The organism is Halorubellus salinus (assembly GCF_020567525.1).
Taxonomy (GTDB): Archaea; Halobacteriota; Halobacteria; order Halobacteriales; family Natrialbaceae; genus Halorubellus; species Halorubellus salinus.
Genome location: NZ_JAJCVI010000003.1, coordinates 165,978 through 187,912, shown reverse-complemented (window position 1 = coordinate 187,912; position 21,935 = coordinate 165,978). Strand labels below are relative to the sequence as shown.

At 68.0% G+C, this 21,935-nt stretch carries 23 protein-coding genes; 15 read left to right on the top strand and 8 right to left on the bottom strand.

What is annotated here, in order from left to right:
* Positions 1-2 precede the first annotated feature (2 nt).
* Both LI336_RS20385 and LI336_RS09215 read left to right on the top strand, forming a co-directional pair.
* Positions 3-1,385 (top strand): dihydroorotase, encoded by a 1,383-nt coding sequence (locus LI336_RS20385; RefSeq protein ID WP_227132832.1) that lies wholly within the window; start codon positions 3-5, stop codon positions 1,383-1,385.
* A gap of 54 nt (positions 1,386-1,439) precedes the next feature.
* Positions 1,440-1,703: a hypothetical protein gene (locus LI336_RS09215; protein ID WP_227132831.1), complete on the top strand. Its 264-nt coding sequence runs from the start codon at positions 1,440-1,442 to the stop codon at positions 1,701-1,703.
* On the opposite strand, the gene LI336_RS09210 is transcribed toward LI336_RS09215, so the two are convergent.
* Positions 1,631-2,611, bottom strand: coding sequence for an ArsR/SmtB family transcription factor (locus tag LI336_RS09210; protein ID WP_227132830.1), 981 nt, complete (start codon positions 2,609-2,611; stop codon positions 1,631-1,633). The genes LI336_RS09215 and LI336_RS09210 overlap by 73 nt on opposite strands.
* 217 nt (positions 2,612-2,828) lie before the next feature.
* Between LI336_RS09210 and LI336_RS09205 the strand changes: the two genes are divergently transcribed.
* The 5 genes from LI336_RS09205 to LI336_RS09185 all read left to right on the top strand — a co-directional run bounded on the left by LI336_RS09205 (position 2,829) and on the right by LI336_RS09185 (position 7,549).
* A complete protein-coding gene (locus tag LI336_RS09205) occupies positions 2,829-3,470 on the top strand; it encodes a hypothetical protein (protein WP_227132829.1) in 642 nt (213 codons plus the stop codon).
* 101 nt (positions 3,471-3,571) lie between these two features.
* Positions 3,572-4,570, top strand: coding sequence for an NAD(P)H-dependent amine dehydrogenase family protein (locus LI336_RS09200; protein WP_227132828.1), 999 nt, complete (start codon positions 3,572-3,574; stop codon positions 4,568-4,570).
* The gene (locus tag LI336_RS09195) at positions 4,567-4,725 is read left to right on the top strand and encodes a hypothetical protein (RefSeq protein ID WP_227132827.1); all 159 of its coding nucleotides are present in this window, start codon (positions 4,567-4,569) and stop codon (positions 4,723-4,725) included. The genes LI336_RS09200 and LI336_RS09195 overlap by 4 nt, the downstream gene beginning before the upstream one ends.
* A 7-nt stretch (positions 4,726-4,732) precedes the next feature.
* Positions 4,733-5,827: a YeiH family protein gene (locus LI336_RS09190; RefSeq protein ID WP_227132826.1), complete on the top strand. Its 1,095-nt coding sequence runs from the start codon at positions 4,733-4,735 to the stop codon at positions 5,825-5,827.
* A gap of 93 nt (positions 5,828-5,920) precedes the next feature.
* Complete coding sequence (locus LI336_RS09185) at positions 5,921-7,549, top strand: N-acyl-D-amino-acid deacylase family protein (protein WP_227132825.1); 1,629 nt, start codon at positions 5,921-5,923, stop codon at positions 7,547-7,549.
* 118 nt (positions 7,550-7,667) lie between these two features.
* Here LI336_RS09185 and LI336_RS09180 read toward each other — a convergent pair whose 3' ends face one another.
* The gene (locus LI336_RS09180; protein ID WP_227132824.1) at positions 7,668-7,901 is read right to left on the bottom strand and encodes a DUF7385 family protein; all 234 of its coding nucleotides are present in this window, start codon (positions 7,899-7,901) and stop codon (positions 7,668-7,670) included.
* Positions 7,902-8,069: 168 nt separating this feature from the next.
* Here LI336_RS09180 and hutU point away from each other — a divergent pair, with 168 nt between their 5' ends.
* From hutU to LI336_RS09155, 5 genes are all read left to right on the top strand, one after another.
* On the top strand, positions 8,070-9,875 hold the full coding sequence (gene hutU / locus LI336_RS09175) for a urocanate hydratase (RefSeq protein WP_227132823.1): 1,806 nt from the start codon (positions 8,070-8,072) through the stop codon (positions 9,873-9,875).
* Complete coding sequence (gene hutI / locus LI336_RS09170) at positions 9,872-11,113, top strand: imidazolonepropionase (RefSeq protein WP_227132822.1); 1,242 nt, start codon at positions 9,872-9,874, stop codon at positions 11,111-11,113. Before hutU ends, hutI begins: the two co-directional genes overlap by 4 nt.
* Before the next feature lie 62 nt (positions 11,114-11,175).
* Positions 11,176-11,625, top strand: a complete 450-nt coding sequence (locus tag LI336_RS09165) for an SRPBCC family protein (RefSeq protein WP_227132821.1) — start codon at positions 11,176-11,178, stop codon at positions 11,623-11,625.
* Positions 11,626-11,761: 136 nt separating this feature from the next.
* Complete coding sequence (locus LI336_RS09160; protein WP_227132820.1) at positions 11,762-12,328, top strand: DM13 domain-containing protein; 567 nt, start codon at positions 11,762-11,764, stop codon at positions 12,326-12,328.
* A gap of 183 nt (positions 12,329-12,511) precedes the next feature.
* A complete protein-coding gene (locus tag LI336_RS09155) occupies positions 12,512-13,195 on the top strand; it encodes an RNA ligase partner protein (RefSeq protein ID WP_227132819.1) in 684 nt (227 codons plus the stop codon).
* Positions 13,196-13,336: 141 nt separating this feature from the next.
* Here LI336_RS09155 and LI336_RS09150 read toward each other — a convergent pair whose 3' ends face one another.
* Positions 13,337-14,146, bottom strand: a complete 810-nt coding sequence (locus LI336_RS09150) for a response regulator (protein WP_227132818.1) — start codon at positions 14,144-14,146, stop codon at positions 13,337-13,339.
* Between the two features lie 129 nt (positions 14,147-14,275).
* On the opposite strand from LI336_RS09150, the gene LI336_RS09145 reads away from it, so the two are divergent.
* Both LI336_RS09145 and LI336_RS09140 read left to right on the top strand, forming a co-directional pair.
* The gene (locus LI336_RS09145) at positions 14,276-14,914 is read left to right on the top strand and encodes a metallophosphoesterase family protein (RefSeq protein WP_227132817.1); all 639 of its coding nucleotides are present in this window, start codon (positions 14,276-14,278) and stop codon (positions 14,912-14,914) included.
* A gap of 224 nt (positions 14,915-15,138) precedes the next feature.
* Complete coding sequence (locus tag LI336_RS09140) at positions 15,139-15,417, top strand: amphi-Trp domain-containing protein (protein ID WP_227132816.1); 279 nt, start codon at positions 15,139-15,141, stop codon at positions 15,415-15,417.
* 41 nt (positions 15,418-15,458) lie between these two features.
* Here LI336_RS09140 and LI336_RS09135 read toward each other — a convergent pair whose 3' ends face one another.
* From LI336_RS09135 to LI336_RS09115, 5 genes are read right to left on the bottom strand one after another with little or no spacing between them, the layout of a single operon-like run.
* A complete protein-coding gene (locus LI336_RS09135) occupies positions 15,459-16,205 on the bottom strand; it encodes an ABC transporter ATP-binding protein (protein ID WP_227132815.1) in 747 nt (248 codons plus the stop codon).
* 34 nt (positions 16,206-16,239) lie between these two features.
* Entirely contained in the window at positions 16,240-17,061 is an 822-nt protein-coding gene (locus LI336_RS09130; RefSeq protein WP_227132814.1) for an ABC transporter ATP-binding protein, read from the bottom strand.
* A complete protein-coding gene (locus LI336_RS09125) occupies positions 17,054-18,532 on the bottom strand; it encodes a branched-chain amino acid ABC transporter permease (RefSeq protein WP_227132813.1) in 1,479 nt (492 codons plus the stop codon). The genes LI336_RS09130 and LI336_RS09125 overlap by 8 nt, the downstream gene beginning before the upstream one ends.
* Positions 18,529-19,443: a branched-chain amino acid ABC transporter permease gene (locus LI336_RS09120; protein WP_227132812.1), complete on the bottom strand. Its 915-nt coding sequence runs from the start codon at positions 19,441-19,443 to the stop codon at positions 18,529-18,531. The genes LI336_RS09125 and LI336_RS09120 overlap by 4 nt, the downstream gene beginning before the upstream one ends.
* Positions 19,444-19,455: 12 nt before the next feature.
* Positions 19,456-20,784, bottom strand: coding sequence for an ABC transporter substrate-binding protein (locus tag LI336_RS09115; RefSeq protein ID WP_227132811.1), 1,329 nt, complete (start codon positions 20,782-20,784; stop codon positions 19,456-19,458).
* A 180-nt stretch (positions 20,785-20,964) separates the two neighbouring features.
* On the opposite strand from LI336_RS09115, the gene LI336_RS09110 reads away from it, so the two are divergent.
* Positions 20,965-21,801, top strand: coding sequence for a proline dehydrogenase family protein (locus LI336_RS09110; protein ID WP_227132810.1), 837 nt, complete (start codon positions 20,965-20,967; stop codon positions 21,799-21,801).
* Positions 21,802-21,935 lie beyond the last annotated feature (134 nt).

The window sequence follows — 21,935 nt, the reverse complement described above, 5'->3', positions numbered from 1 at the left end:
CCGTGCACGACCTCGTCGTCGCGAACGGCACGGTCGTCAGTCCCGACCAGGGCGTCTTCGAGGCGGACGTCGCCGCCACGGACGGCGTCGTCTCCGCGATCGGCGATCCGGGAAGCCTCGACGGCGAGCGCGTCGTGGACGCGAGCGGGAAGCACGTGTTCCCGGGCGTCGTCGACCCGCACGTCCACCACGGGTTGTTCCGGCCGCTCGACGACGACGCCGCGAGCGAGTCCCGATCCGGGCTCGTCGGCGGCGTCACCACGACCGGGAACATCTTCCGCCGGGGCGGCGCCTACGGCGACATCATGGACGAGTTCTTCGAGGCGGCCGAGGCGAACTATCGGCACGACTACTTCTTCACGCTCGGCCTGCTCTCGCACGACCACGCCGCTGAGGTCCCCGACATCGTCGACGACCTCGGCATCACGTCGTTCAAGTGGTACATGAACTACAAGCTCGACGTCGCCGAGATGTTCGACCTCGAGCAGAACCTGCTGGACGACGTCTCGGACCACTTCCTCCGCGAACTGGCCGACGTCGACGCGCCGACGACGCTCGCGTACCACTCGGAGAACTCGGAGATCACGAACCACCTCACCGACCAGCTGCGGGCGGCGGACGCGACGGGCTACGACCTCATCGTCGAGCGGTTCCCGGGATACGCCGAGGCCCAGAGCATGGTTTCGGGCGCGAACCTCGCCCGCCAGCACGACTACGACGACGACTTCTACGTCGTCCACGTGAGCGCGAAGGAGACCGCGAACGAGCTCGCGGCACTCCGCGAGCAGGGGTACGGCGTCACGGGCGAGACGTGCACGCACTACCTCTGCCTGACGCGAGACGAGTGCGACGACCGCCACAAGATCAACCCGCCCGTTCGTTCCGAGGAACATCAGGACGTGCTCTGGGAGCGCCTCGCGGACGGTACGCTCTCGGTCGTCGGCACCGACCACATCTCGAACAAGCGGGCGAACAAGGTCGGCGAGGACATCTGGGACTCCATGTGGGGGTCGCCGTCCTCCGCGACGATGCTCCCGCTGGTGCTCTCCGAGGGCTACCACGAGGACCGGCTCTCGCTCCGGCGCGTCGCCCAGGTGACGAGCGCGAACGCCGCGAAGGCGTACGACCTCTACCCGAAGAAGGGCGCGATTCGCGTCGGGAGCGATGCCGACCTCGCCGTCGTCGACCTGGAGGAGACGAAGACCGTCACGCCCGACCTCCTCCAGTCCGCCGCGGACTACACGATGTACACGGGCCGCGACGTCACCGGCTGGCCGACCCACACGGTCGTCCGCGGCGAGGTCGCCTACGAGCACGGCGACGTCGTCGCCGAGCGCGGCCGCGGCACGCACGTCGACCGCCCGATCGACGCGGACGCCGAGTGATTCGACACCTCGACCCGGCGTGCATTTTGATGCGAAGACGGCGGAACGCAGGGTATGGGCGGGAAAGGGCCCAGTGACGACCCGCTCCACGTCGGTTGGGAATCGAACGTCGTCGACGACCTCGGCATCGAGTGTTCCAGGATGCTCGCCGACCTCGACGTCGAGCACGTCTTCGTCGCCGGGTATCTCGCGATTCTCACTCGCCGGACGCGGCTGATGGAGGACGTCGACGTCATCGTCGAACCTTACGCGACCGCGAGGACGTCGCCGTTCCCGTCGAGCGTCACCGTGAGCGCGTCGTCGTCTATCGCCAGGTGAACTTCGAGTTCGAACGGGTCCTCGGTGACGACGGTCTGTGAGGCGATGGTCTCCGCCGCCACGCGGAGCCACTCGGGACCGAACGGGTCGTAGCCGTGGTCGTGGTAGAACGCGGCGACGGTCGGGTGCACGACGAAGTGTCGGTCGAGGAAGATCATCGCTGAAAACCCGCAGACGTCGCATCGGTGGTGGTACCAGACGAAGAAGATGGTTCCACAGCGCTCACAGACGGTTCCGTCGCCGGGATCGTGGTCTTCGCAGACGCGCGGTTCGGCGGTCAGCCGTCCAGAGCAGTGCGGACAGATGCCGTCGACGATCGTCCGGAACTGGTTCCCGATGAAGCTGAACGTGGCGAGGTAGGTCTCGACGGGGTCGCGCGTCTGCATCCCGACGGGTGGCATGGCGTCGGTCAACGAGAGCATGCCCGGTGGCCGTCCGGGTGCCGACACGACGCCTTCGCAGTTGGTGCAGCGAACGACCAGGTAGTCCAGGAACGGTTCGACGTTGTAGTCGAGGACGACGTCGCCCCCACAGATGGCACAGGGCGTGGGGACCGGTTCCGCGTCGTAGACGACGGCGTCGGCGTACTCGCCCGCGAGGACCGCGGTGACGATGCGTTCACCGGCTCGCCGGAGCACGTACCCGTCCTCGGTTCGCTGGACGAAGGGGCCGACGAGCTGCTTGAGGTGGTAGTTGAACTGCGAGCCGTCTTGCATCCCGACGCGTTTTCGGAGTTCGGTGAAGGGAACCGGGCGAACGTCCGGGTGTCGATTCGTGTCTCGCGCCCGGTGGAGCGCTTGGAGGATGCGAAGCCGGGTCTCGTCACCGACTGCGGCGAGGGCCGCTTCCGAGCGGGCTCGCTCGCTATCGCCGTCGAGGCGCGGGTCGCTGCTCCCTGGATTGTCCATCTCTCTTTGTAGGGGTCGCTCAGACTTAAACCGCGTCGAGCGTTCGAGCGGTCGGCACGAACCGCGGGTCTTGTCCTGATTGGTTAGTCTTGGCTCTTGGTATGCAACCGACGTGTCGGCAGGATTAGGGACGAGAATTTCCGTTCGCGACCCTATATAAATATATTTCAGCTGACATTTAACCGGCTGCGCGACCTATCCAGTCACAGGAACCACCATGAGACTCACCCACCAGAAACGCATCACGCTCGCGCTCGCATTCACGCTCCTCCTCGCGCTCGCAGCAGGCTTCGCGGACGACGCGCTCGGGTACGACCCCGAACACGTCGACCCTGCGAAGACCGTCCCACCGAGCGCTGAATACCTGGTCGACGTACCCCGAGCGGACCCGACCGCGGCTGACTCGTCTCGGATGGAACCGACCGCGACCGACCCGACCGGGACCAACTCGACCGAAGCTGTCGCCGGGCCGACCGACCCCGCTGCACTCGATGCACTGACGAATGGGCCGAATCTGCGCGACACGCCGTCGAACGACACGCACGAGATAGCGTTCACGCACGCTCACGCGACGGTCACGCTCGACTGCGCGGCACTCGAGATGACGGTTTACCCCGCCGACGTCTCCTACGACCTCGTGCTCACGTACGTCGACACGAGCACCGGCAGGTTCCATTGGATGGCTGTCGGGCCACTCAACGGGACCGTCGTCGACCCATTCGGTGAGACCGACTTCCGGCTCGTCGAGATGGCGATCCAGGCGTCCGGCGACCCCTGGGTCGGCGTCCAGACGGCCACGGTGTTTGGACCGGGGGACTGCGACCAGACGGCTGGTGGATCGACGAACGATGCCTCCTGACCCTCTCCCCCTTCACCCTCCGATTGGAGACGCCATATATACCGAGCGCGCCACGCTCTGTCGAATCACGACACGCGGGCCGCGAGGCCCGGGACCCAAGAATGACTCAGGAATCCCTCACCGCCGTCCAGTACGGTATCGGCCCGATCGGGAGTCGCATCGTGAACGCAGCGCACCGCACCGGCGTGGAGTTCGTCGGCGCTATCGACATCGACCCGGAGAAGGTCGGCGAGGACCTCGGCGAGGTCGCCGGCGTCGGCGAGGAACTCGGCGTCGAGGTCACCGACGACGCCGCCGACGCGCTCGCCACGGAACCGGACGTCGTCTTCCACTCGACGGTCTCCTCCGTCGAGGCCGCCGCACCCCAGTTGAAGGAGGCGCTCGAAGCGGGCGCGAGCGTGGTGTCGACGACCGAGGAACTCTCGTACCCGTGGTGGAGTCACCCCGATGTCGCCCAAGAACTCGACGAGGCCGCCCAAGCGCACGGTGGCACCGTTCTCGGTGCTGGCATCAACCCCGGGTTCGTGATGGACGCGATGCCTGCGGCCCTCTCCACGCCGATGGCCCAGGTGGACGCGGTGCGCGTCGAGCGCGTGCAGAACGCGAGCGAGCGCCGCAAGCCACTCCAGGAGAAAGTCGGTGCGGGCGTCACGGAGGAGACGTTCGAGGAAGAGATCGCGACCGAAGCCGGGCACGTCGGGAGCACGGAGTCCGTCGCGATGCTCGCGGACGCGCTCGACTTCGACCTCGACGAGATCGAGGAATCCATCGAGCCCGTGATCGCCGACGAGCGCGTCGAGACCGACTACCTCACCGCCGAAGCGGGCGAGGTCGCGGGCATCAAGCAGGTCGTGCACGGCTACGAGGACGGCGAGGCCGTCGTCGAACTCGACCTCAGGATGTACGTCGGCGCGGACGACCCCCACGACCGCGTCGAGTTCGACGGCGAACCCGACGTCGCGGTCGAGGTCGAGGGCGGCTACCACGGCGACGTCTCCACGTCCGCGGTCGTCGCGAACGTCGCACCGACGGTCGTCGACGCCGACCCGGGGCTCGCGACGATGACCAGCCTCCCGACGTCGTACTCGCGGCAGGAATGACGACGGAACCGACCGCGGACGACTCCGGGACCGTCGCGAGCCCCCTCGAGTGGGCCGTCGACCGGTGGCGGCACCTGGACCGGGGGTGGCGCGCGGTCGCGGTGGCGGGTATCGTCACGTTCATCGCACAGACCGGCGTACCGGTCCCGTACTGATCGATAGATGAGCGACGACGAGACCTCGCCGGGCGGTCGCGACGCGGACGCGACCGGGACGTCGCCGCTGGCGGTCGTCCGCGAGGTCGCACCGGGCGTCGCGTTCCTCGTCGTGCTCGCCGTTCTCGCACGCGTGGCGAGCACGCTCGTCCCGTACGCGAGCGCGCTCGTCGTCGCCGTCGCCCTCGGCATCGTCCTCACGAACACGGTCGGCGTCCCCGAGCGCCTGCAGGCGGGGTCGTCGACGCACAAGCTCTGGCTCGAAGCCGGCATCGTCCTCATGGGGGCTCGCGTGTCGCTCGGGACGCTCGTCGACACGGGCGCGCAACTCGCCGTCCTCGTCGTCGGTATCGTCGCACTCACGCTCGTCCTCGTGGAGGTACTCGCTCGTGGCGTCTTCGACGTCCACCGGAAGCTCGGGTCGCTCCTGGCTGCGGGCGCGAGCGTCTGCGGGGTGTCCGCGGCCGTCGGCGTCGCTGGGAGCGTCCGCGCGACCGAGGAGCACGTCGCGTACGCCGCCGGGACCATCCTCCTGTTCGACGTCGTCACGCTGTTCACGTACCCCGCACTCGGTGGCGTCCTCGGGCTCTCCGACCGCGTGTTCGGCGTCTGGGCGGGCCTCACGATGTTCTCGACTGGTCCCGTCACCGCGGCCGGGTTCGCGTTCAGCGACGCCGCCGGCCAGTGGGCGACCGTCACGAAACTCACCCGGAACCTCCTGCTCGGCGTCCTCGTCGGCGCGTACTCCATCCGGTACGCGAACCCCGGCAGCGACGACGCCGACGGCGCCCCGGGCGAGGACGCGTCGACCGCGAGCGCGTTCTCGCCGCGTCGACTCTGGGACGCCTTCCCGAAGTTCGTCCTCGGGTTCTTCGCGGTCGTCGTCCTCACGTCCACCGCGGTCGTCTCGGACGCCGCCACGGCGCAACTCACGAACGCGTACCGCTGGCTGTTCCTGCTCGCGTTCGTCGGCCTCGGACTCAGCGTCGACGTCGCCGACCTCCGGGACACCGGCGTCACGCCGATCGCGCTCCTCCTGACCGCGCTCGTCACCACCAGCGTCGTCGCCCTCGTCGCCGTCCGCGCACTGCTCGGCGCCTGACCGCGACCGACCACCCGCCCTATCGCGCAGGAGGGCTTTCACCCACCACACGGAGACTCGACGCATAACCCACCGTGCGAGGTACTCGCACCCATGTTGGACGTACTCCTGACGAACGCGCGGGTCGTGGACGGGACTGGCGCGCCGTGGTTCCGCGGTGCCGTCGGCGTGCGCGACGGCGAGATCGCTACCGTCGAACGCGTCCCCGACCCGACGGACGCTCCGGACGCCGCCCTCGCGGCCGACGACGTCGACGCCGAGACGGTCGTGGACGTCGACGACGCGGTGGTCGCACCCGGGTTCGTCGACACGCACTCGCACTCGGACCTCCAGCTGTTCGACGACCCGACGCTCGCGCCGAAGGCCCGTCAGGGCATCACGACCGAGATCGTCGGCCAGGACGGGTTCTCGATGGCGCCCATGCGCCGCGATGGCGGTGCCGAGGAGTGGCAGGACCAGCTCTCGGGGCTCGCCGGTCGCGTCGACCGCGAGTGGACGTGGGGCGGCGTCGGCGACTACCTGGACGCGGTCGAGGGCGACGGCGTGGCACCGAACGTCGGCACGCTCGTCGGCCAGGGAACGGTGCGGTTCAACGTCATGGGGATGCGCGACGACGAGCCGACCGAGAGCGAACTCGAGGAGATGGCGGACCTCGTCACCGAAGCGATGGACGACGGCGCGTTCGGCCTGTCGACGGCGCTCGTCATCACGCCGTGCTCGTACGCGAGCACCGAGGAGATCACGCACCTCGCGGAGCGCCTGGAGCCGTACGGGCGACCGTTCGTCGCGCACATCCGGAGCGAACGCGCCGACATCTGGTCGGCGCTCGACGAGTTCGTGGACGTCGGCGCGGACGCGAACGTCCCCGTCCACCTCAGTCACTTCAAGCTCGGCGGCCCGCCTCAGCACGGGAAGGCCGACCGCGCGCTCGCGCTCGTCGAGGCCGCTCGCGACCGCGGCGTCGACTTCTCCGCCGACCAGTACCCCTACGCCGCGAGCAACACCCTCCTCTCGTACGTCCTCCCGCCGTGGGTGCACGCGGACGGCCCCGAGCAGGCCGTCGCGTACCTCGAGGACGCGGACGCCCGCCAGCGCATCCTGCGGGACGTCGAAGAGAACCGCATCGACGGCTGGGACAACCCCGGCTGGTACTCCGGCTGGGAGAACGTCGTCGTGGCGAGCGTCGAGAGCGACGCCAACGACCACCTCGAGGGCCTCACCGTGCAGGCGCTCGCCGACGAGTGGGATACCGAACCCATCCTCGCCGTCTGCGATCTCCTCGCCGAGGAGGACCTCGCTGTCTCCTGCGTGAATCACTTCATCGACGAGGACGACGTCCGCGACATCCTCGCCCACGAGCGCGTGAACGTCATCACTGACGGGTTGTTCGGCGGGAACCCCCACCCGCGGGTCTACGGCGCGTTCGCGAAGGTCCTCGGGACGTACGTCCGCGACGAGGACCTCGTCTCCGTCGAGGAGGCGGTCCGCATGATGACGTCGCTCCCCGCACGGTCGATGGGGTTGGACTCGAAGGGCGTCCTGCGACCCGGGATGGACGCGGACGTCACCGTGTTCGACCCGGCGGTCGTCGGCTCGCCAGCCACGTACGAGAACCCGACGCAGTACGCGGACGGCGTCCCGCACGTCCTCGTGAACGGCGAGTTCGTCGTGCGAGACGGCGAGACCACGGGTGCGACGCCCGGCGACGCGCTCCGGGCCTGACGGCGAACCACGGCACTCCCATCGAAGCGGTGGCGCGGTCGGCTGGAGCGCGTTCGTCGCAGCACGGTCGACCGTCCGGTGGGGCGAGACTCCGTCCGAGTACGCTCGATTCCGGCCGTCAGCGCTTGTGCGTGAAGATGACGGCGTTGCCGTCGACACTTCCGACGCAGAGGTCGAGTTGCCGCGAGAGGTTGAGGCTCGTCGGGTTCTCCTTGCAGACGACGAGGTCGTCGAACGGGTCCTCGCACGCGGGACAGGTGACCGAGACGGTGTTCTGGTAGCTCTTGATGGCAGTGTTCTCCTCTCGGAGCGTGAGCGACGCGACGAGTTCGTCGAAGTCGACGTCTTCCATACCCGCCCTTCCGGTCGCGCCGACATAAATCCGGGCGGGAGCGGCTGGGTTCGCGCCGAGAGCGGTACGGGCGAGCGTGGCCTTCCGACGCGACCCGCCGGCTCGTATTTGAATACCACTCCGAGTGGTGGGTCAAGACCCAACCGGCTCCCGGCCGAACTCGTAGGTATGGCGGACAACGCAGGCGGCGGTAACCTGGACGTTGGCGACGTGAGCGAACAGTATCGCGAGTACGAGGGTGCGCCCACGGGGACGGACCTCGAGTGCGAGGGCTGGCGGCAGGAGGCCGCGCTCCGCATGCTGAACAACAACCTCGACCCCGAGGTCGCGGAGGCCCCCGAGGACCTCGTCGTGTACGGGGGGACGGGTCGCGCAGCGCGGAGCTGGGACGCGTACGACGCCATCCTGGCCGAGCTCCGCGACCTCGGCGACGACGAGACGCTGCTCGTGCAGTCCGGGAAACCGGTCGGGCGGTTCGAGACGCACGAGCGAGCGCCGCGAGTCCTCATCGCGAACTCGAACCTCGTTGGCGCGTGGGACGACTGGGAGCACTTCCACGAGCTCGAGGCCGAGGGGAAGATCATGTACGGCCAGATGACCGCGGGGTCGTGGGCGTACATCGGCACGCAGGGCATCATCCAGGGGACGTTCGAGACCCTGGCGGAGGCCGCCCGCCAGCACTTCCCCGAGAGCGAGGGGCTCCGTGGCACCATCACCGTCACGGCTGGTCTCGGCGGGATGGGTGGTGCACAACCGCTCGCGGTGACGATGAATCACGGCGTCTGCATCGCCGCGGAGGTCGACGAGCACCGGATCGAGCGCCGCATCGAGACGGACTACTGCATGACGAAGACGGACGACCTCGACGAGGCCATCGCGATGGCCGAGGACGCCGCGGCGAACGGCGAACCCCTCTCCATCGGCCTGCACATGAACGCCGCGGACATGTTCGAGGGGATGCTCGAACGCGACTTCGTCCCCGAGATCGTCACGGACCAGACGAGCGCGCACGACGAACTCGAAGGGTACTACCCGAGCGGGTACACGGTCGACGAGGCCGACTCGCTGCGCGACGAGGACCCCGAGGCGTACGTCGAGGCGAGCCTCGACACGATGGAACGCCACGTGCAGGGCATCCTCGACATGCAGGACGAGGGCGCGATCGCGTTCGAGTACGGGAACAACATCCGCGGACAGGTCCAGAACCACCGGGGCTTCGAGAACGCGTTCGACTTCCCGGGGTTCGTGCCGGCGTACATCCGGCCGCTGTTCTGTCGCGGGAAGGGCCCGTTCCGGTGGGCGGCGCTGTCGGGGGACGAGGACGACATCGCGCGGACCGACGAGGCCGTCCTCGAGCTGTTCCCGGAGAAGGACGACCTCGCACGCTGGATCGACCTCGCCAGGGAGCAGGTGTCGTTCCAGGGTCTCCCCAGTCGCGTCTGCTGGCTCGGGTACGAGACGACGCCCGTGAGCGAGACGCCGCTCGACGCGACGCACGTCGACGAGGACATGGAACTCACCGAGCGCGCGCTGTTCGCGGTCCGCATCAACGAACTCGTCGCGAGCGGCGAGATAGCGGCGCCCGTGGTCGTGACCCGGGACCACCTGGACGCGGGCTCGGTCGCGAGCCCGAACCGCGAGACGGAAGCGATGAAGGACGGCACGGACGCGGTCGCTGACTGGCCGATACTGAACGCGCTCGCGAACACGGCGTCGGGCGCGGACATCGTGAGCGTGCACGACGGCGGTGGCGTCGGCATCGGGAACTCGCTGCACACGAACAACCACGTCGTCCTCGACGGCACCGAGCTCGCCGCGGAGAAGGCCCGGCGCGTGTTCACGACCGACCCCGGGATGGGCGTCATCCGGCACGCGGACGCGGGCTACGAGGACGCCATCGACGAGGCCGAACGGAGCGGCGTCGCCGTCCCGATGCGAGACCGGCACGAGCACGTTGACGGGGAGGGGGAATGAGCGCCGATCTCCAGACGGTCGTTCACGACGCGGCGGAGGTCGTCGTCGGGAAACGCGAAGGGGCGTGGCCCGGTGAGGGGAGCGAACTCCTCGAGACGTACGCGGACGCGGCCGTCGCGGTCGTCGACGGCGAAGTCGCTGCCGTCGGCCCCACCGAGGACGTGCTCCGCGAGTATCCCGCGGAGAACGCGGATTCGGCCTACGACGCGACGGGGCAGACGGTCGTCCCCGGGTTCGTGGACCCGCACACGCACGCCGCGTTCGCGGGCGACCGGAGCGACGAGTTCGAGGCGAAGCTGAAGGGGAAGACGTACCAGGACATCCTCGCCGACGGCGGCGGCATCCTCCGCACCGTCCGCGCGGTCCGCGAGGCGAGCGAGGCCGACCTCGCCAGCAATCTCCGCGAGCACCTCGACGCGATGCTCGCGTACGGGTCCACGACGGTCGAGGTGAAGTCCGGGTACGGGCTCGACACCGAGACCGAACTGAAGCTCCTCTCGGCCGTCGAGACGGTCGCCGAGGACCACGCGGTCGACGTCGTGCCGACGTTCATGGGCGCACACGCCGTCCCCGAGGGGATGGACGCGGACGCGTACGTGGACGCGGTCGTCGACGAGCAGCTCCCGGCGGTCGACGACCAGGGCGTCGCGGAGTACTGCGACGTCTTCTGCGAGGAGGGCGTCTTCAGCGTCGAGCAGTCCCGGCGGGTCCTCGAAGCCGGCAAGGAAGCCGGCCTGACGCCGAAGGTGCACGCCGAGGAGCTCGCGCACGTCGGCGGCACGAAGCTCGCAGCGGAGGTCGGTGCGACGAGTGCAGACCACCTCCTGCACGCGACGCGCGAGGACGTCGACGCGCTCGTCGACGCGGACGTCGTCCCGGTCGTCCTCCCCGGCACCGCGTTCGGCCTCGGCGCGGACTACGCCGACGCCGAGACGATGCTCGACGCGGGCGCGCCCGTCGCGGTCGCGACCGACTTCAACCCGAACTGCCACAGTCGCTCGATGGCGTTCGCACAGGCGCTGTGCTGCGTCGAGATGCGGATGACGCCCGCACAGGCGCTCGTCGCCGCCACCGAACACGCCGCGCTCGCCGTCGACCGACCGGCGAAGGGCCGGCTCGACGCCGGCAGTCCCGCAGACATGGCGATCGTGGACGCGCCCAGTCACGTCCACGTCCCCTATCGGTTCGGCGAGGACGTCGTCGCGGCGACGTTCAAGGACGGCGCGCGCGTCGCCTGACCGTCGGCGACACGCCCCGTACTTACGGCGCGGCGGCACGTAGACCCAGCCACGGGAGACCCATGATAGAGACAAGTCACGACGTCCACGTCGACGTCCCCGTCAGCGACGTGTTCGCGTACATGGACCAGCCGGCGAACCAGCCCGAGATCACCCCGAGCCTGCAGCGGTCGGAGATCCTGGCGGCGCGCGAGGACGGCAGCAAGCGCGTCGCGTACGGGTACGGCCTCGGCGGCATCACGATGGACGGCGAACTCGACGCGGTCGAGTACGTTCCCGAGGAGCGCATCGTGTGGGAGATGACTGGCGACCTCTCCGGGGAGATAACGTGGACGTTCGAACCCGAGGACGGCGGGACGCGGTTCACGTACGCCGCCGGGTACGACGTCCCGGGGGGCGTCCTCGAGCGACTCGCCGCCCCGTTCGTCAAGCGGTACAACGACCGCGAGGTCCGGACGACGCTCGAGAACCTCAAGACGCGTCTCGAGCACGACGCCGCGGACGACACGTAGCCCGACCTATCGACCGCCGCCGGGACCGCTCGCGCACCTGTGGTCCCGGCGCGACCGCCGCGCTCTCCAGGAGTTCCCACGGATTCTAGACGGAGTTTGAAAAATCGCTTTCACGTTCGTTGGCGTCCGGGACGGTATGAAGCGACGCACGCTCCTCGGCGCGGTCGGCGGTGTGGCGGTCCTCGGCGGCGGGTACCTCGGCTGGGAACTGTTCGCGCCGGAGCGAACGACCGCGGTCGACGAGGACCGCGTCGCCGGCGGGACCGACGGAGCCTCGATGGACGGGGACTCGGGTTCGGGCGACGACGGCGACGGCGGTGGGTCGAGCGCTGGTGGTGACGGGGCGACGGTGCTGAAGCGCGGCGAGTTCACGGGGAAGGACGGCCACGAGTGCTCGGGGACGGTGGAACTCGCCGAGGACGCGCAGGGGCGATTCCTCCAGTTCCGCGACTTCGAGATGACGCCGGGGCCGGACGTCTTCTGTTACCTCACGCCCGACGCGGACCCGGAGACGAAGGCCCATGTCGCGGGCGGGACGAGAGTCCGCATCGACGGCGGTGCGGACGGTGGCGAGCTGACGAAGACCGGGACGTTCGCGGGGTCGCTACCCGCTGGCGTCGACGGCGACGACGCCGACGGCGTGGCCGCGTGGTGCGACGACTTCTCCGTTCCCTTCGGCGCCGCGACGCTCGCCAGCGTCTGAGCGCGCGAACCGTCTCGACCGTCGACTCGGGGATGGCCTCGCCCAGCGAGAGCGACCTCGGCACGACGCTCGCGCCCGGCCGTGTCCGTCACCATCGCGCCCCGTTCGGTGGCCTTCGCGACGACGCCCACCCCGCGAAGAACCTCGGGAAACGTTAACGCCAAGCACGCTCTAGGTGCGTGTATGCCCGGTGACCTCCCCCGCCAACGGTTCGTCCTCGACACCTCGCTGTTCATCACCGAGCAGATCCGTCGCGAGGACGAATCGCTGGAGGACGCCGTCCTCCGGCTCCTCGACCTCGTCGCGACCGCACGGCTCGAGCTCAACATCTCCTGTTACGTGCCGCCGTCGATCCACGACGAGCTCTCGGCGATGCTCCGCGAGCGCCACGTCGGGGACGAGGTGTTCGAACGCCTGGACACGTGGATCGTCCGGAAGAGCCCGGACCGGTACGGCGTCACCATCCCGGCGGACATCGTCTACGAGTTCATCGACGAGATGAGCGACCGCGTCGACCGCGGTCTCCGCGTCAGCGAGGAGGCCCTCCGCGAGGTCGAGCAACTCGACCCCGAGGCGCTCGCCGCCGACGAGAACGCCGGGGACTACATGACCGAAGCCGACCGCATCCTCTCGTCGATGCGGGACAAGTACCGGCGCGCGCTCCGCAAGGGCGTCCTGGATTCGCGCGAGGACTTCGACCTGCTCGTGCTCGCCCGCGAACTCGACGCCGGCGTCGTCACCGAGGACCGCGGCATCATCTCGTGGGCCGACGAGTTCGGGCTCCGGTACGTCCGCGGCGGCCAGTTCCCGACGCTCCTCGAGGAGTACCTCCGCGCCACCGGCGTCGACGGCTACGACGACGTCTGAACCACCCGACTACGCCACTTGAGCTGCCCGACTACGTCGCCCGAGCCGTTCGACTACGCCACTTGAGCCGTTCGACTACGCCACTTGAGCCGCCCGACTAAGCCACTTGAGCCGCCCGACTATGCCACTTGAGCCGCCCGACTACGCCGCCGTGGGTCTGCCGTCGCGGTACTCGGCGACGACCTGGCGGATGCGGTCCGCGAGCAGGTCGAACTGCGCTGCACCGCCGCTCTTCTGGAGGTACGCGCTCACGCCGTGGTCCGACGCCGCGACGCGCGTCTCCTCCGTGCCTTTCCCCGTGTAGATGACGAACGGAACGGTCTCGTCGACGCGACGGATCGCCTTCAGGAAGTCGAGGCCACTCGACCCCGGCATGTCGTAGTCGCTCACGATGCAATCGAACACGGTCGATTCGAGCGCTTCGAGCGCGCTCTCCGGGTTCGACGCCGTCGTCACCGAGATGTCGTCGTGTTCGGACGCGAACTGGTCGACGAGCACCTCGCGGAGCGGTTCGTAGTCCTCGACGAACAGCATCTCGATGGTGTCGGCCCGCCCGAGGACGGCGACGTCGTTCGTCCCGGTTGCACCGTGAACGCTCTCGGCGAACGAGAGCTCGAGCCAGTCGGCGAGTCGCTCGGGGTCCGCGCGCAGCACGACCTCGTTCGTGTCGCGGTTCCAGTCGACGACACCGAGCAGCTGGAGTTTCGGGAGGTGCAGGTGGAAGAGCGCGTTCTCGACGGCAGACCGGTTCTCGTCGACGGCCGTGCTGGTTCGTGGTGGGACCGTCGCGACGACCACGTCGACGAGGTCCTCGAAGGAGGCTCTTCGGTGACGTTTGAGGTGGAAGAGGACGTTTCGGCGACTCGGGTCGCCGAGGGCGATCCCGAAGTTCTCGGCGGAGACCGTCACCCGGTCGTCGGTCCCGTGGTCTTCGGGCTGTTCGGGTGGCATAACTACGATTGGTACGGCTCGCGGTCTCTTAGGTGTACCGTTGGGGCCGTCGACGGTCGCGGTGACCGCTGCGCGTCGCTTCTCGCGAAATATCAACGCTAAAGGGGGCCGACCGGTGTTCTCTACCAGATGCTCGTCCTCGGCGACGCACACGCGGTCGAACCGGAGCGGCGACGAGCGCTTCGCTCGGCGTACGAGGCCTCGGGTGCGACGACGGCGCTCCAGCTCGGCGACCTCATGTACTACGACCTCCCCGTGCCGACGTGGTTCATCGCGGGGAACAACGAGGACCTGGACGTCATCGAGGCGCTCCGCGCCGGCGAGCACCCGCCGGGGACCGAGAACGCGAACCTCGTGCACAGCACGACCGTCGACCTCGATGGCGTCCGGTTCGCCGGGCTCTCCGGGAACTTCGCGCCGACGCAGTACGACAAACAGCGAACGCACCTCCACGGCGACCGCCGCCGGCACTTCGTCAGGGACGACGTCGAAGCGGCGAAACGCCTGGAGGACGTCGACGTCTTCCTCTCGCACGAGGCACCGAACGGCCTCCTCAAGTACGAGCACTACGACCCCGGCTGCGATCAGGTCGACGACATCCTGGACGCGCTCGACCCCGACCTCTGCCTCGTCGGGCACCACCACGAGCACCTGGAGATGACGTACCGCGACACGCGCGTCGTCGGACTCGACGCCGCCTGGCGGAGTTACTACGAACTGGACGCGACGACTCTGACACTCGAACGGTTCGAGACGCCCGACGCCTGAGCCCTCGCGGACCGCCGCTTCGGCGTTCGTCGAACGAAGCGATTCCATCGAGCCCCTCGAGCGCTGCCGGGTACTGACTGCCAGAGACGGCGGCCGTCGGACGGAGGCGAGGAGCCCGACCACGGCCGTCCAGTGGCCGATGGTCCTGCTGGGAGGGAGTTCGACCCTCCCGGCCTTTGGGAATCATACACATGCTTTTCGAGCACCTGCGAGTATCGTCACGTATGGGAGAACTCGAGACAGAGGAGCAGAAGACGCGAGCGGAGATCGCTACCTACCTTCGAGAGCTGGCCGACCAGCTCGACGGTGACGGTGACGTGACGCTCGACCTCGGCGGGAAGACAGTGCAGTTCCGTCCGACGGACCCCGTCACGTTCAAACTCGAAGGGGAATCGGACTGGTCACAGGGGGAGACAGACGCCAAACAGAGCATCGAGTTCGAACTCGTCTGGTGGCGAGAGGCCACGTCCGCCGAGGAGGGCGCACTCGACATCGAGCAGTGACTAGGACCAAAGAAGGCGAACGCGGCGGGTGTGTGGTCGACTCAGCCGCCGAGGTAGAGCCGCGACACCTCGGGGTTGTCGAGCAGGCCGTCGGCGTCGTCGGCGTACGCGACCGTGCCCTGGTCGAGCACGAAGCCCTTGTCGCTGATAGCCAGTCCCTTCCGGGCGTTCTGTTCGACCATCAGGATGGCGGTGCCGAGTTCGTTCACCGCCTGGACGTCCGCGAACACCTCGTCCGCGGTGTTCGGCGCCAGGCCCGCCGAGGGCTCGTCGATGAGCAGCACGTCCGGCTCCATCACGAGAGCTCGCGCGAACGCGAGCACCTGCCGCTGGCCACCCGAGAGCGTCCGCGCCTTCGCGGACTGCTTCTCGGTGAGCAGCGGGAAGCGGTCGTAGAGCTGGTCGATGATGGGGTCGAGGTCGTCGCTGCGCGCGACGCCACCCATGCGGAGGTTCTCCTCGATCGTGAGGTTCCCGAACACGTTCTCCGTCTGCGGGACGTACCCGATACCGGTGCGAACGATGTCCTCGGGCGCCATCCCGCCGATGTCGTCACCGTGGTACTTCACGTGCCCGGTCCACGGCGTCAGCATCCCGAAGACCGTCTTCAGGACCGTGGACTTCCCGGCACCGTTCGGGCCGACGAGGCACGCGATCTCGTCCTCGGCGAGCGTCATCGACAGGTCATCCAGCACCTGGACGTCGCCGTACCCCGAGTCGACGTTCTCGACGGAGAGGACGACGTCCTCGTCCGCGTCGCGTTCGATGACGCCGGTGCTCGCGCTCATTCGCGAGCACCTCCGTCTCGGCGAGCGCGGACGTTCATTCGCCCGGCCCTCCGAGGTACGCGTCGATGACGCGGTCGTCGTTCCGGACGGCGTCCGGCGTCCCTTCGACGAGGACGCTCCCCTGGTCGAGGACGATGATGGGGTCTGCGAGGTTCATGATGAAGTCCATGTCGTGTTCGATGATACAGAACGTCACGCCTTCTTCGTTCAGGCGCGCGATCTGGTCGCGGAGCTTGTTCGCGAGCGTCGGGTTGACGCCGGCGACGGGTTCGTCGAGCAGGAGGACCTCGGGTTCGGCGAGCATCGCGCGAGCGAGCTCGACGAGCTTCATCTGGCCGCCCGAGAGGTCGGTCGCGGCCTGGGTCGCCAGATGCCCGATCTCGAACTCTTCGAGGATGCGCTGGGCGTCCTCGAGGTTCTGTTTCTCCTGTTCGTGTACCTTCCCGGGGTTCGCGAACAGCGAGATGAACGACTCGCCGTCCTGAGCTTGCGGGCCGACGAGCATCGCCTCGCGGACCGTCATCCCTTCGAGCTTCCGGGGCGTCTGGAACGTCCGGATGAGGCCGTGTTCGGCGACCTCGTGCGGTTCCGCGTTCGTGACGTCCGCGCCGTTCACGCGGACGTTCCCGGAGTCCTGCTCGTAGAACCCCGTGATGAGGTTGAACAGCGTGGACTTCCCGGCGCCGTTCGGGCCGATGAGGCCCGTGACGGTGCCGCGTTCCACCTGGAAGGACGCGTCGTCGGTCGCGACGAGTCCACCGAACGTCTTCCGGAGGGTGTCGACCTCCAGGACGACGTCGTCCTTCTCCATGTTCGGGCCGTCGAGGAGTCGTTCCCGGGGCTGCTGCTCACTCATCGCGACCACCTCCCTTGGACGGGGCGTCGTCACCTGGACCGCCTGCGTCGTTGTCACCTGCAGGGCCACGGTCGGTCGACCCGCCGTTCGCCTGGACGTCGTCGCCGGACGACGGTGCGTCCTCGCTGCTCTCGTCGGAAGCGTCCTCGGTCACGTCGTCGAGTTCGTCGGGGTCGTGCACCGACCCGGTCTCGTTGTTGTTGTCCGTGACCTTCGCTTCGCGAGCGGCTTCGCGACCCGGGACGTCCGCGTCGGCGAGCGCGCTCGGCCAGATGAGTTCGCGCTGGGGCGGGAGGACGCCCTCCGGCCGCCAGCGCATCACGAGGATGATGATGATGCCGACCGCGAGCAGGCGCGTGCTCGCGAAGTTCCCGACGACGGTCGCGTACGTCGACTCGATGATCGACAAGAGCGACGGCAAGTCCACCGGGAACGTGTCGGGGAGTGCACCGCCGAGGAAGCGCGTGCCTTCCTGGATGGCGATGATGACGAACCCGCCGAACATCGCACCGCGGTTCGACCCGCTCCCGCCGAGGATGACCGCGATCCAGACGTAGAACGTGTTGATGGGTTCGAGGTCGCCGGGACTCACGAACAGGTTCAGGTGCGCGTAGAACACGCCCGCGAGCGCCATGATGACGCTCCCGAGCACGAACGACTGCATCTTGAACGCGTACGTGTTCTTCCCGAGCGCTTCCGCGAGGTCGTCGTCGCTCCGGATGGTCCGGAGGACGCGCCCCCACGGGCTCTGGTGGACGTGCCGCAGGAGCAGGTAGACGACGCCGACGAACACCGCCACGACGAACACGTTCAGGAGCGCTTGCCAGAACGACTGGCCGAGCGTGAACCCGAGGACGCGCGTCGTCCAGATGCCGGGGATGCCGACCTCGAACTGCTCGAAGCGGAGTCCCGGCATCGTCTGCGGGAACGTCGCGAGGAACGGCCATCCCTCGAAGAACCCGGGGATGCCGCGTAGTCCGGCGCTCCCGTTCGTCAGCCACCGTTCGTTCAGCATCAGGAGTCGAACGACCTCCGCCAGCCCGAGGCTGGCGATGGCGAGGTAGTCCGTGCGGAGTCTGAGCGTCGGAATCCCGATGATGACCGCGAGCACTGCAGCGAGCACGAGGCCGAGCACGAGCCCGACGAGCGGGTTGAACCCGCCGGCGAGCGGCGAGGAGTCAGCGGTCAACAGCGCGGTCCCGTACGCGCCCAGTCCGAAGAACGCAGCGACGGAGAAGTTGATGAGGCCCGTGTACCCCCACTGGACGTTCAGTCCGAAGCTCAGCAGGATGTACATCCCGACGAGCCCGACGAGGTACAGGAAGTACGCCGGGCCGAGGCCGCCCGTGACGAGGCCGTAGAACAGCAGCGCCATGAGGGTGACGACGAAGCCGGCGACGCCCTGCTCGGCGCGCGTCATCTCCGCGACGTAGCCGCGTGGGTCACCGAGGAACGTCGCTGGTTCGCTCATGATGCGGCCTCCCCCATGATACCCGTGGGGCGTGCGAGCAGCACGAGCACCATGATGACGAACGCGACGGCGTTCGCGTACTCGATACCGATCGGGATGCCGATGTCACTGAGCAGCGGCGTCATCTGGTTGATCATCCCGATGAGGAACCCGCCGAGCATCGCGCCGTACACGCTCCCGATACCGCCGAGGATGACCGCGGCGAACACGACGAGCAGGATGTCGAACCCCATGCGGGGCGACAGCTGGTTGAAGAGGCCGAGGAAGCCGCCGCCGGCGCCGGCGAGGCCGGCGCCGATGATCCACGTCCAGATCTCGATGCGGTTCGTGCGGATGCCGGAGACGCGCGCGAGGTCGGGGTTGTCAGCGGTCGCGCGCATCTTCCGGCCGAGGTCCGTGTACTGCAGGAGCGTGTGCAGGCCGGCGACGAGCACGACCGCGGACCCGACGATGGCGACGTCGTGTAGCGTCACGCGGACGCCGTAGGGAATCAGCCACTCGATGGGTCGCAGCACCTGGATGCCGAACTCGGTGAAGTCCGCGCCGAACCCGAGCCTGACCGTGGCGCGGTAGACGAACGCGACCCCGATGCTCGTGATGAGCAACCCGATGGAGTCCAGGTCGATGGGCTCGTAGATGACCTTGTGCGTGACGACCGCGACGAGTGCCGCGACGACGACGCCGACGAGTAACGCGACGAAGAACCCGTAGGGGATGCCGAGGACGACGCCGCCGAGCGTGCCGACGGCACCGAACGTGACGAGCGTCGCGTACGCGCCGACGGTCATCGTGTCGCCGTGCGCGAAGTTCGCGAAGTTCGCGATGCTGTACACGAGCGACAGCCCGATACTTGCCAGTACGATGATGCTACTGAATACCAACCCGTTCGCTGCGTATTCGAGAACGGACATTGTCAGGGGGTGTTACTCCGAGGAGATGGTGCCCGTCGTGACGTACTCGTGATCTTCGACCGTGAAGATCTGGAGGAAGCCTGCGGGGTCGCCGTTCTCGTCGAAGTCGATGGGGCCGGACACGCCCTGGTAGTCGATGTCCGACGCGGAGCCGTCCTCGCCGAGGACCTCGACCGCTTCGGCGTACGTCGAGACCTGTTCGCCTTCCGGACGCGTGACCTCGCGGACGGTGTCCTGGAGTGCGCTCGCGCTGAAGTCGCTCGCGGTGTGGATGGCGAGCGCTGCGGTGATGACGCAGTCGTACGCGTACGCGGACCACGCCGTCGGCGCGCTCCCGTGTTCGTCCTCGAAGCGGGACGCGAACTGCTGGTAGTTGTCCTGGTCGATGGCGGCGCTCGGCGCGACGACCTTCATGCCGTCGAGACTGCCCTCGGGCGTGTTGTTCAGGACTTCGGGGCCCTTCACGGAGTCGGCGCCGTAGAACTGCGCCTCGTACCCGCTGGAGTACGCTTCCTGGGCCATCGTGGTGAACTCGGGCTGGTAGGTGATGAACAGCCACGCGTCCGCGTCGGAGTTCGCCATCCCGGAGACGACGCTCGAGTACGACGACTGGCCCTGGTCGTGGCTCTGGTTGTACGCGACCTCGCCGTCCCACGCGCTCGTGAAGGCGTCGGTGATGCCCTGCCCGTAGTCGTTGTTGATCCACGTGATCGCGACGGAGTCGTGGCCGTCGTCGGCCATGATGTCCGCGAGCGCGCCGGACTGGACGCGCCCGGTCGGGCTCATCCGGAGGAGGCCCGGGAAGTCACTGAGCGCCGGGCTCGTGGAGTTCTGACTGAGCTGGACGACGTCCGTGCTCTGGATGACGGACTGGTAGATCGCCAGCGAGACGCCGGAGCCGACGGCGCCGATGACGAACGGAACCTCGTCCTGGTTGACGAGCTTCTGTGCGGCGGACACGCCCGCCTGACTCTGTGATTGGGAGTCCTCGACGATGATGTCGAGGTCGCCGCCCATGATGCCTTCGGCGTTGACGTCCGCGAGCGCGAGGTCCTTCCCGCGCTGGTTGCGTTGCCCGAACGCGGACAGCGAGCCGGTGACGGAGTCCACCATCCCGATCTGGTAGGTGTCCATCCCGCTGTCGCCGTCGCCGCCGTCGCTGCCGCCGTCGCCACCGTCGCCCCCGCCGTCGCCACCGTCGCCCCCGCCGCCGCCGCCGTCGCCTTCGGTCTCGGTCTCGTCTGTCGAGGTAACACAGCCCGCGAGCAGTCCGATACTGCCAACGCCCACGCCTTTCAGTACGTCTCTGCGAACTTTTCCGCGCTTGTCATCAGGTGCCATAGCGGTGTGGAGAATCAATTATGAACTATAGGCCTATAGTACCGCCCGACCATGGTCGGAATGCAGCCAAAATCGCCTGAGGACGGCGATAAACGCACTTAAACGTTATTTACTGACCATTCGACTGTGAAACGTCTGGTCGGGTGCCCATATACCACGGCACAGGAATGGGTTATAGGCATGATTCCGCCGATAGCGAGTAACTTCGTCGCAGGAAAGACGCCCGCGACTGCACTCGATCACGCGGCCGAGACGAACCGGGACGACGTCGCCGTCATCCTGAACCTCCTCGGCGAGCACTATCACGACCGCGAGCCGGCCGACGCGGACGCGGACGCCTACATCTCGCTCGCGAAGGACCTCGCGGCGAGCGACGTCGACGGCTGTGTCTCGGTGAAACCCAGCCAGATCGGGCTAGGTATCGGCGACGAGGTGTTCGAGGAGAACCTCGCGCGGATCGTCGACGCCGCCACCGAACGTGGCGTCTTCGTGTGGATAGACATGGAGGACCACGAGACGACCGACGTGACGCTCGACGCGTTCGAACGGCACGCGCGGGAGACGGACGGGAACGTCGGCGTCTGCATCCAGGCGAACCTCAAGCGCACGAGCGACGACCTGGAGCGGCTCGCCCCGCTCCCGGGGAAGGTCCGTCTCGTGAAGGGCGCGTACGACGAGCCGAAGTCAATCGCGTACAAGGACAAGGCTCGCGTGGACGAGTCCTACCGGGAGCTCATCGCGTACGCGTTCGAGCACTTCGAGGACGGGGTCGCCGTCGGCAGTCACGACCCGGCGATGATCGAGCACGCTCGCGACCTCCACGAGGAGTACGGGACGCCGTACGAGATCCAGATGCTGATGGGCGTCCGCGAGGACGCGCAGCGCGACCTCGCCGGCGAGGACGTCGACGTCTACCAGTACGTGCCGTACGGGAGCAAGTGGATGCAGTACTTCTACCGGCGGGTCCGCGAACGGAAGGAGAACCTCCTGTTCGCTGCACGTGCCGTGTTATCGTGACTGTCGGGAGGCTCCGGCGGTCGGCTGGCGCTCGGTCCGTAGACGGCGAGGCCGCCACTCGGTGGTACCGCAGCCCCCCGGTTTCACTCATGAAAAAACCGGTTAAGAGTTCAAAGTTGCAGTCTCTAAGTAGT

Excerpts from the sequence above, each read along its gene's own strand:
- LI336_RS09215 (WP_227132831.1), top strand. The coding sequence starts at position 1,440 with ATGGGCGGGAAAGGGCCCAGTGACGACCCGCTCCACGTCGGTTGGGAA.
- LI336_RS09210 (WP_227132830.1), bottom strand. The coding sequence starts at position 2,611 with ATGGACAATCCAGGGAGCAGCGACCCGCGCCTCGACGGCGATAGCGAG.
- LI336_RS09205 (WP_227132829.1), top strand. The coding sequence starts at position 2,829 with ATGAGACTCACCCACCAGAAACGCATCACGCTCGCGCTCGCATTCACG.
- LI336_RS09200 (WP_227132828.1), top strand. The coding sequence starts at position 3,572 with ATGACTCAGGAATCCCTCACCGCCGTCCAGTACGGTATCGGCCCGATC.
- LI336_RS09195 (WP_227132827.1), top strand. The coding sequence starts at position 4,567 with ATGACGACGGAACCGACCGCGGACGACTCCGGGACCGTCGCGAGCCCC.
- LI336_RS09190 (WP_227132826.1), top strand. The coding sequence starts at position 4,733 with ATGAGCGACGACGAGACCTCGCCGGGCGGTCGCGACGCGGACGCGACC.
- LI336_RS09185 (WP_227132825.1), top strand. The coding sequence starts at position 5,921 with ATGTTGGACGTACTCCTGACGAACGCGCGGGTCGTGGACGGGACTGGC.
- LI336_RS09180 (WP_227132824.1), bottom strand. The coding sequence starts at position 7,901 with ATGGAAGACGTCGACTTCGACGAACTCGTCGCGTCGCTCACGCTCCGA.
- hutU (WP_227132823.1), top strand. The coding sequence starts at position 8,070 with ATGGCGGACAACGCAGGCGGCGGTAACCTGGACGTTGGCGACGTGAGC.
- hutI (WP_227132822.1), top strand. The coding sequence starts at position 9,872 with ATGAGCGCCGATCTCCAGACGGTCGTTCACGACGCGGCGGAGGTCGTC.
- LI336_RS09165 (WP_227132821.1), top strand. The coding sequence starts at position 11,176 with ATGATAGAGACAAGTCACGACGTCCACGTCGACGTCCCCGTCAGCGAC.
- LI336_RS09160 (WP_227132820.1), top strand. The coding sequence starts at position 11,762 with ATGAAGCGACGCACGCTCCTCGGCGCGGTCGGCGGTGTGGCGGTCCTC.
- LI336_RS09155 (WP_227132819.1), top strand. The coding sequence starts at position 12,512 with ATGCCCGGTGACCTCCCCCGCCAACGGTTCGTCCTCGACACCTCGCTG.
- LI336_RS09150 (WP_227132818.1), bottom strand. The coding sequence starts at position 14,146 with ATGCCACCCGAACAGCCCGAAGACCACGGGACCGACGACCGGGTGACG.
- LI336_RS09145 (WP_227132817.1), top strand. The coding sequence starts at position 14,276 with ATGCTCGTCCTCGGCGACGCACACGCGGTCGAACCGGAGCGGCGACGA.
- LI336_RS09140 (WP_227132816.1), top strand. The coding sequence starts at position 15,139 with ATGGGAGAACTCGAGACAGAGGAGCAGAAGACGCGAGCGGAGATCGCT.
- LI336_RS09135 (WP_227132815.1), bottom strand. The coding sequence starts at position 16,205 with ATGAGCGCGAGCACCGGCGTCATCGAACGCGACGCGGACGAGGACGTC.
- LI336_RS09130 (WP_227132814.1), bottom strand. The coding sequence starts at position 17,061 with ATGAGTGAGCAGCAGCCCCGGGAACGACTCCTCGACGGCCCGAACATG.
- LI336_RS09125 (WP_227132813.1), bottom strand. The coding sequence starts at position 18,532 with ATGAGCGAACCAGCGACGTTCCTCGGTGACCCACGCGGCTACGTCGCG.
- LI336_RS09120 (WP_227132812.1), bottom strand. The coding sequence starts at position 19,443 with ATGTCCGTTCTCGAATACGCAGCGAACGGGTTGGTATTCAGTAGCATC.
- LI336_RS09115 (WP_227132811.1), bottom strand. The coding sequence starts at position 20,784 with ATGGCACCTGATGACAAGCGCGGAAAAGTTCGCAGAGACGTACTGAAA.
- LI336_RS09110 (WP_227132810.1), top strand. The coding sequence starts at position 20,965 with ATGATTCCGCCGATAGCGAGTAACTTCGTCGCAGGAAAGACGCCCGCG.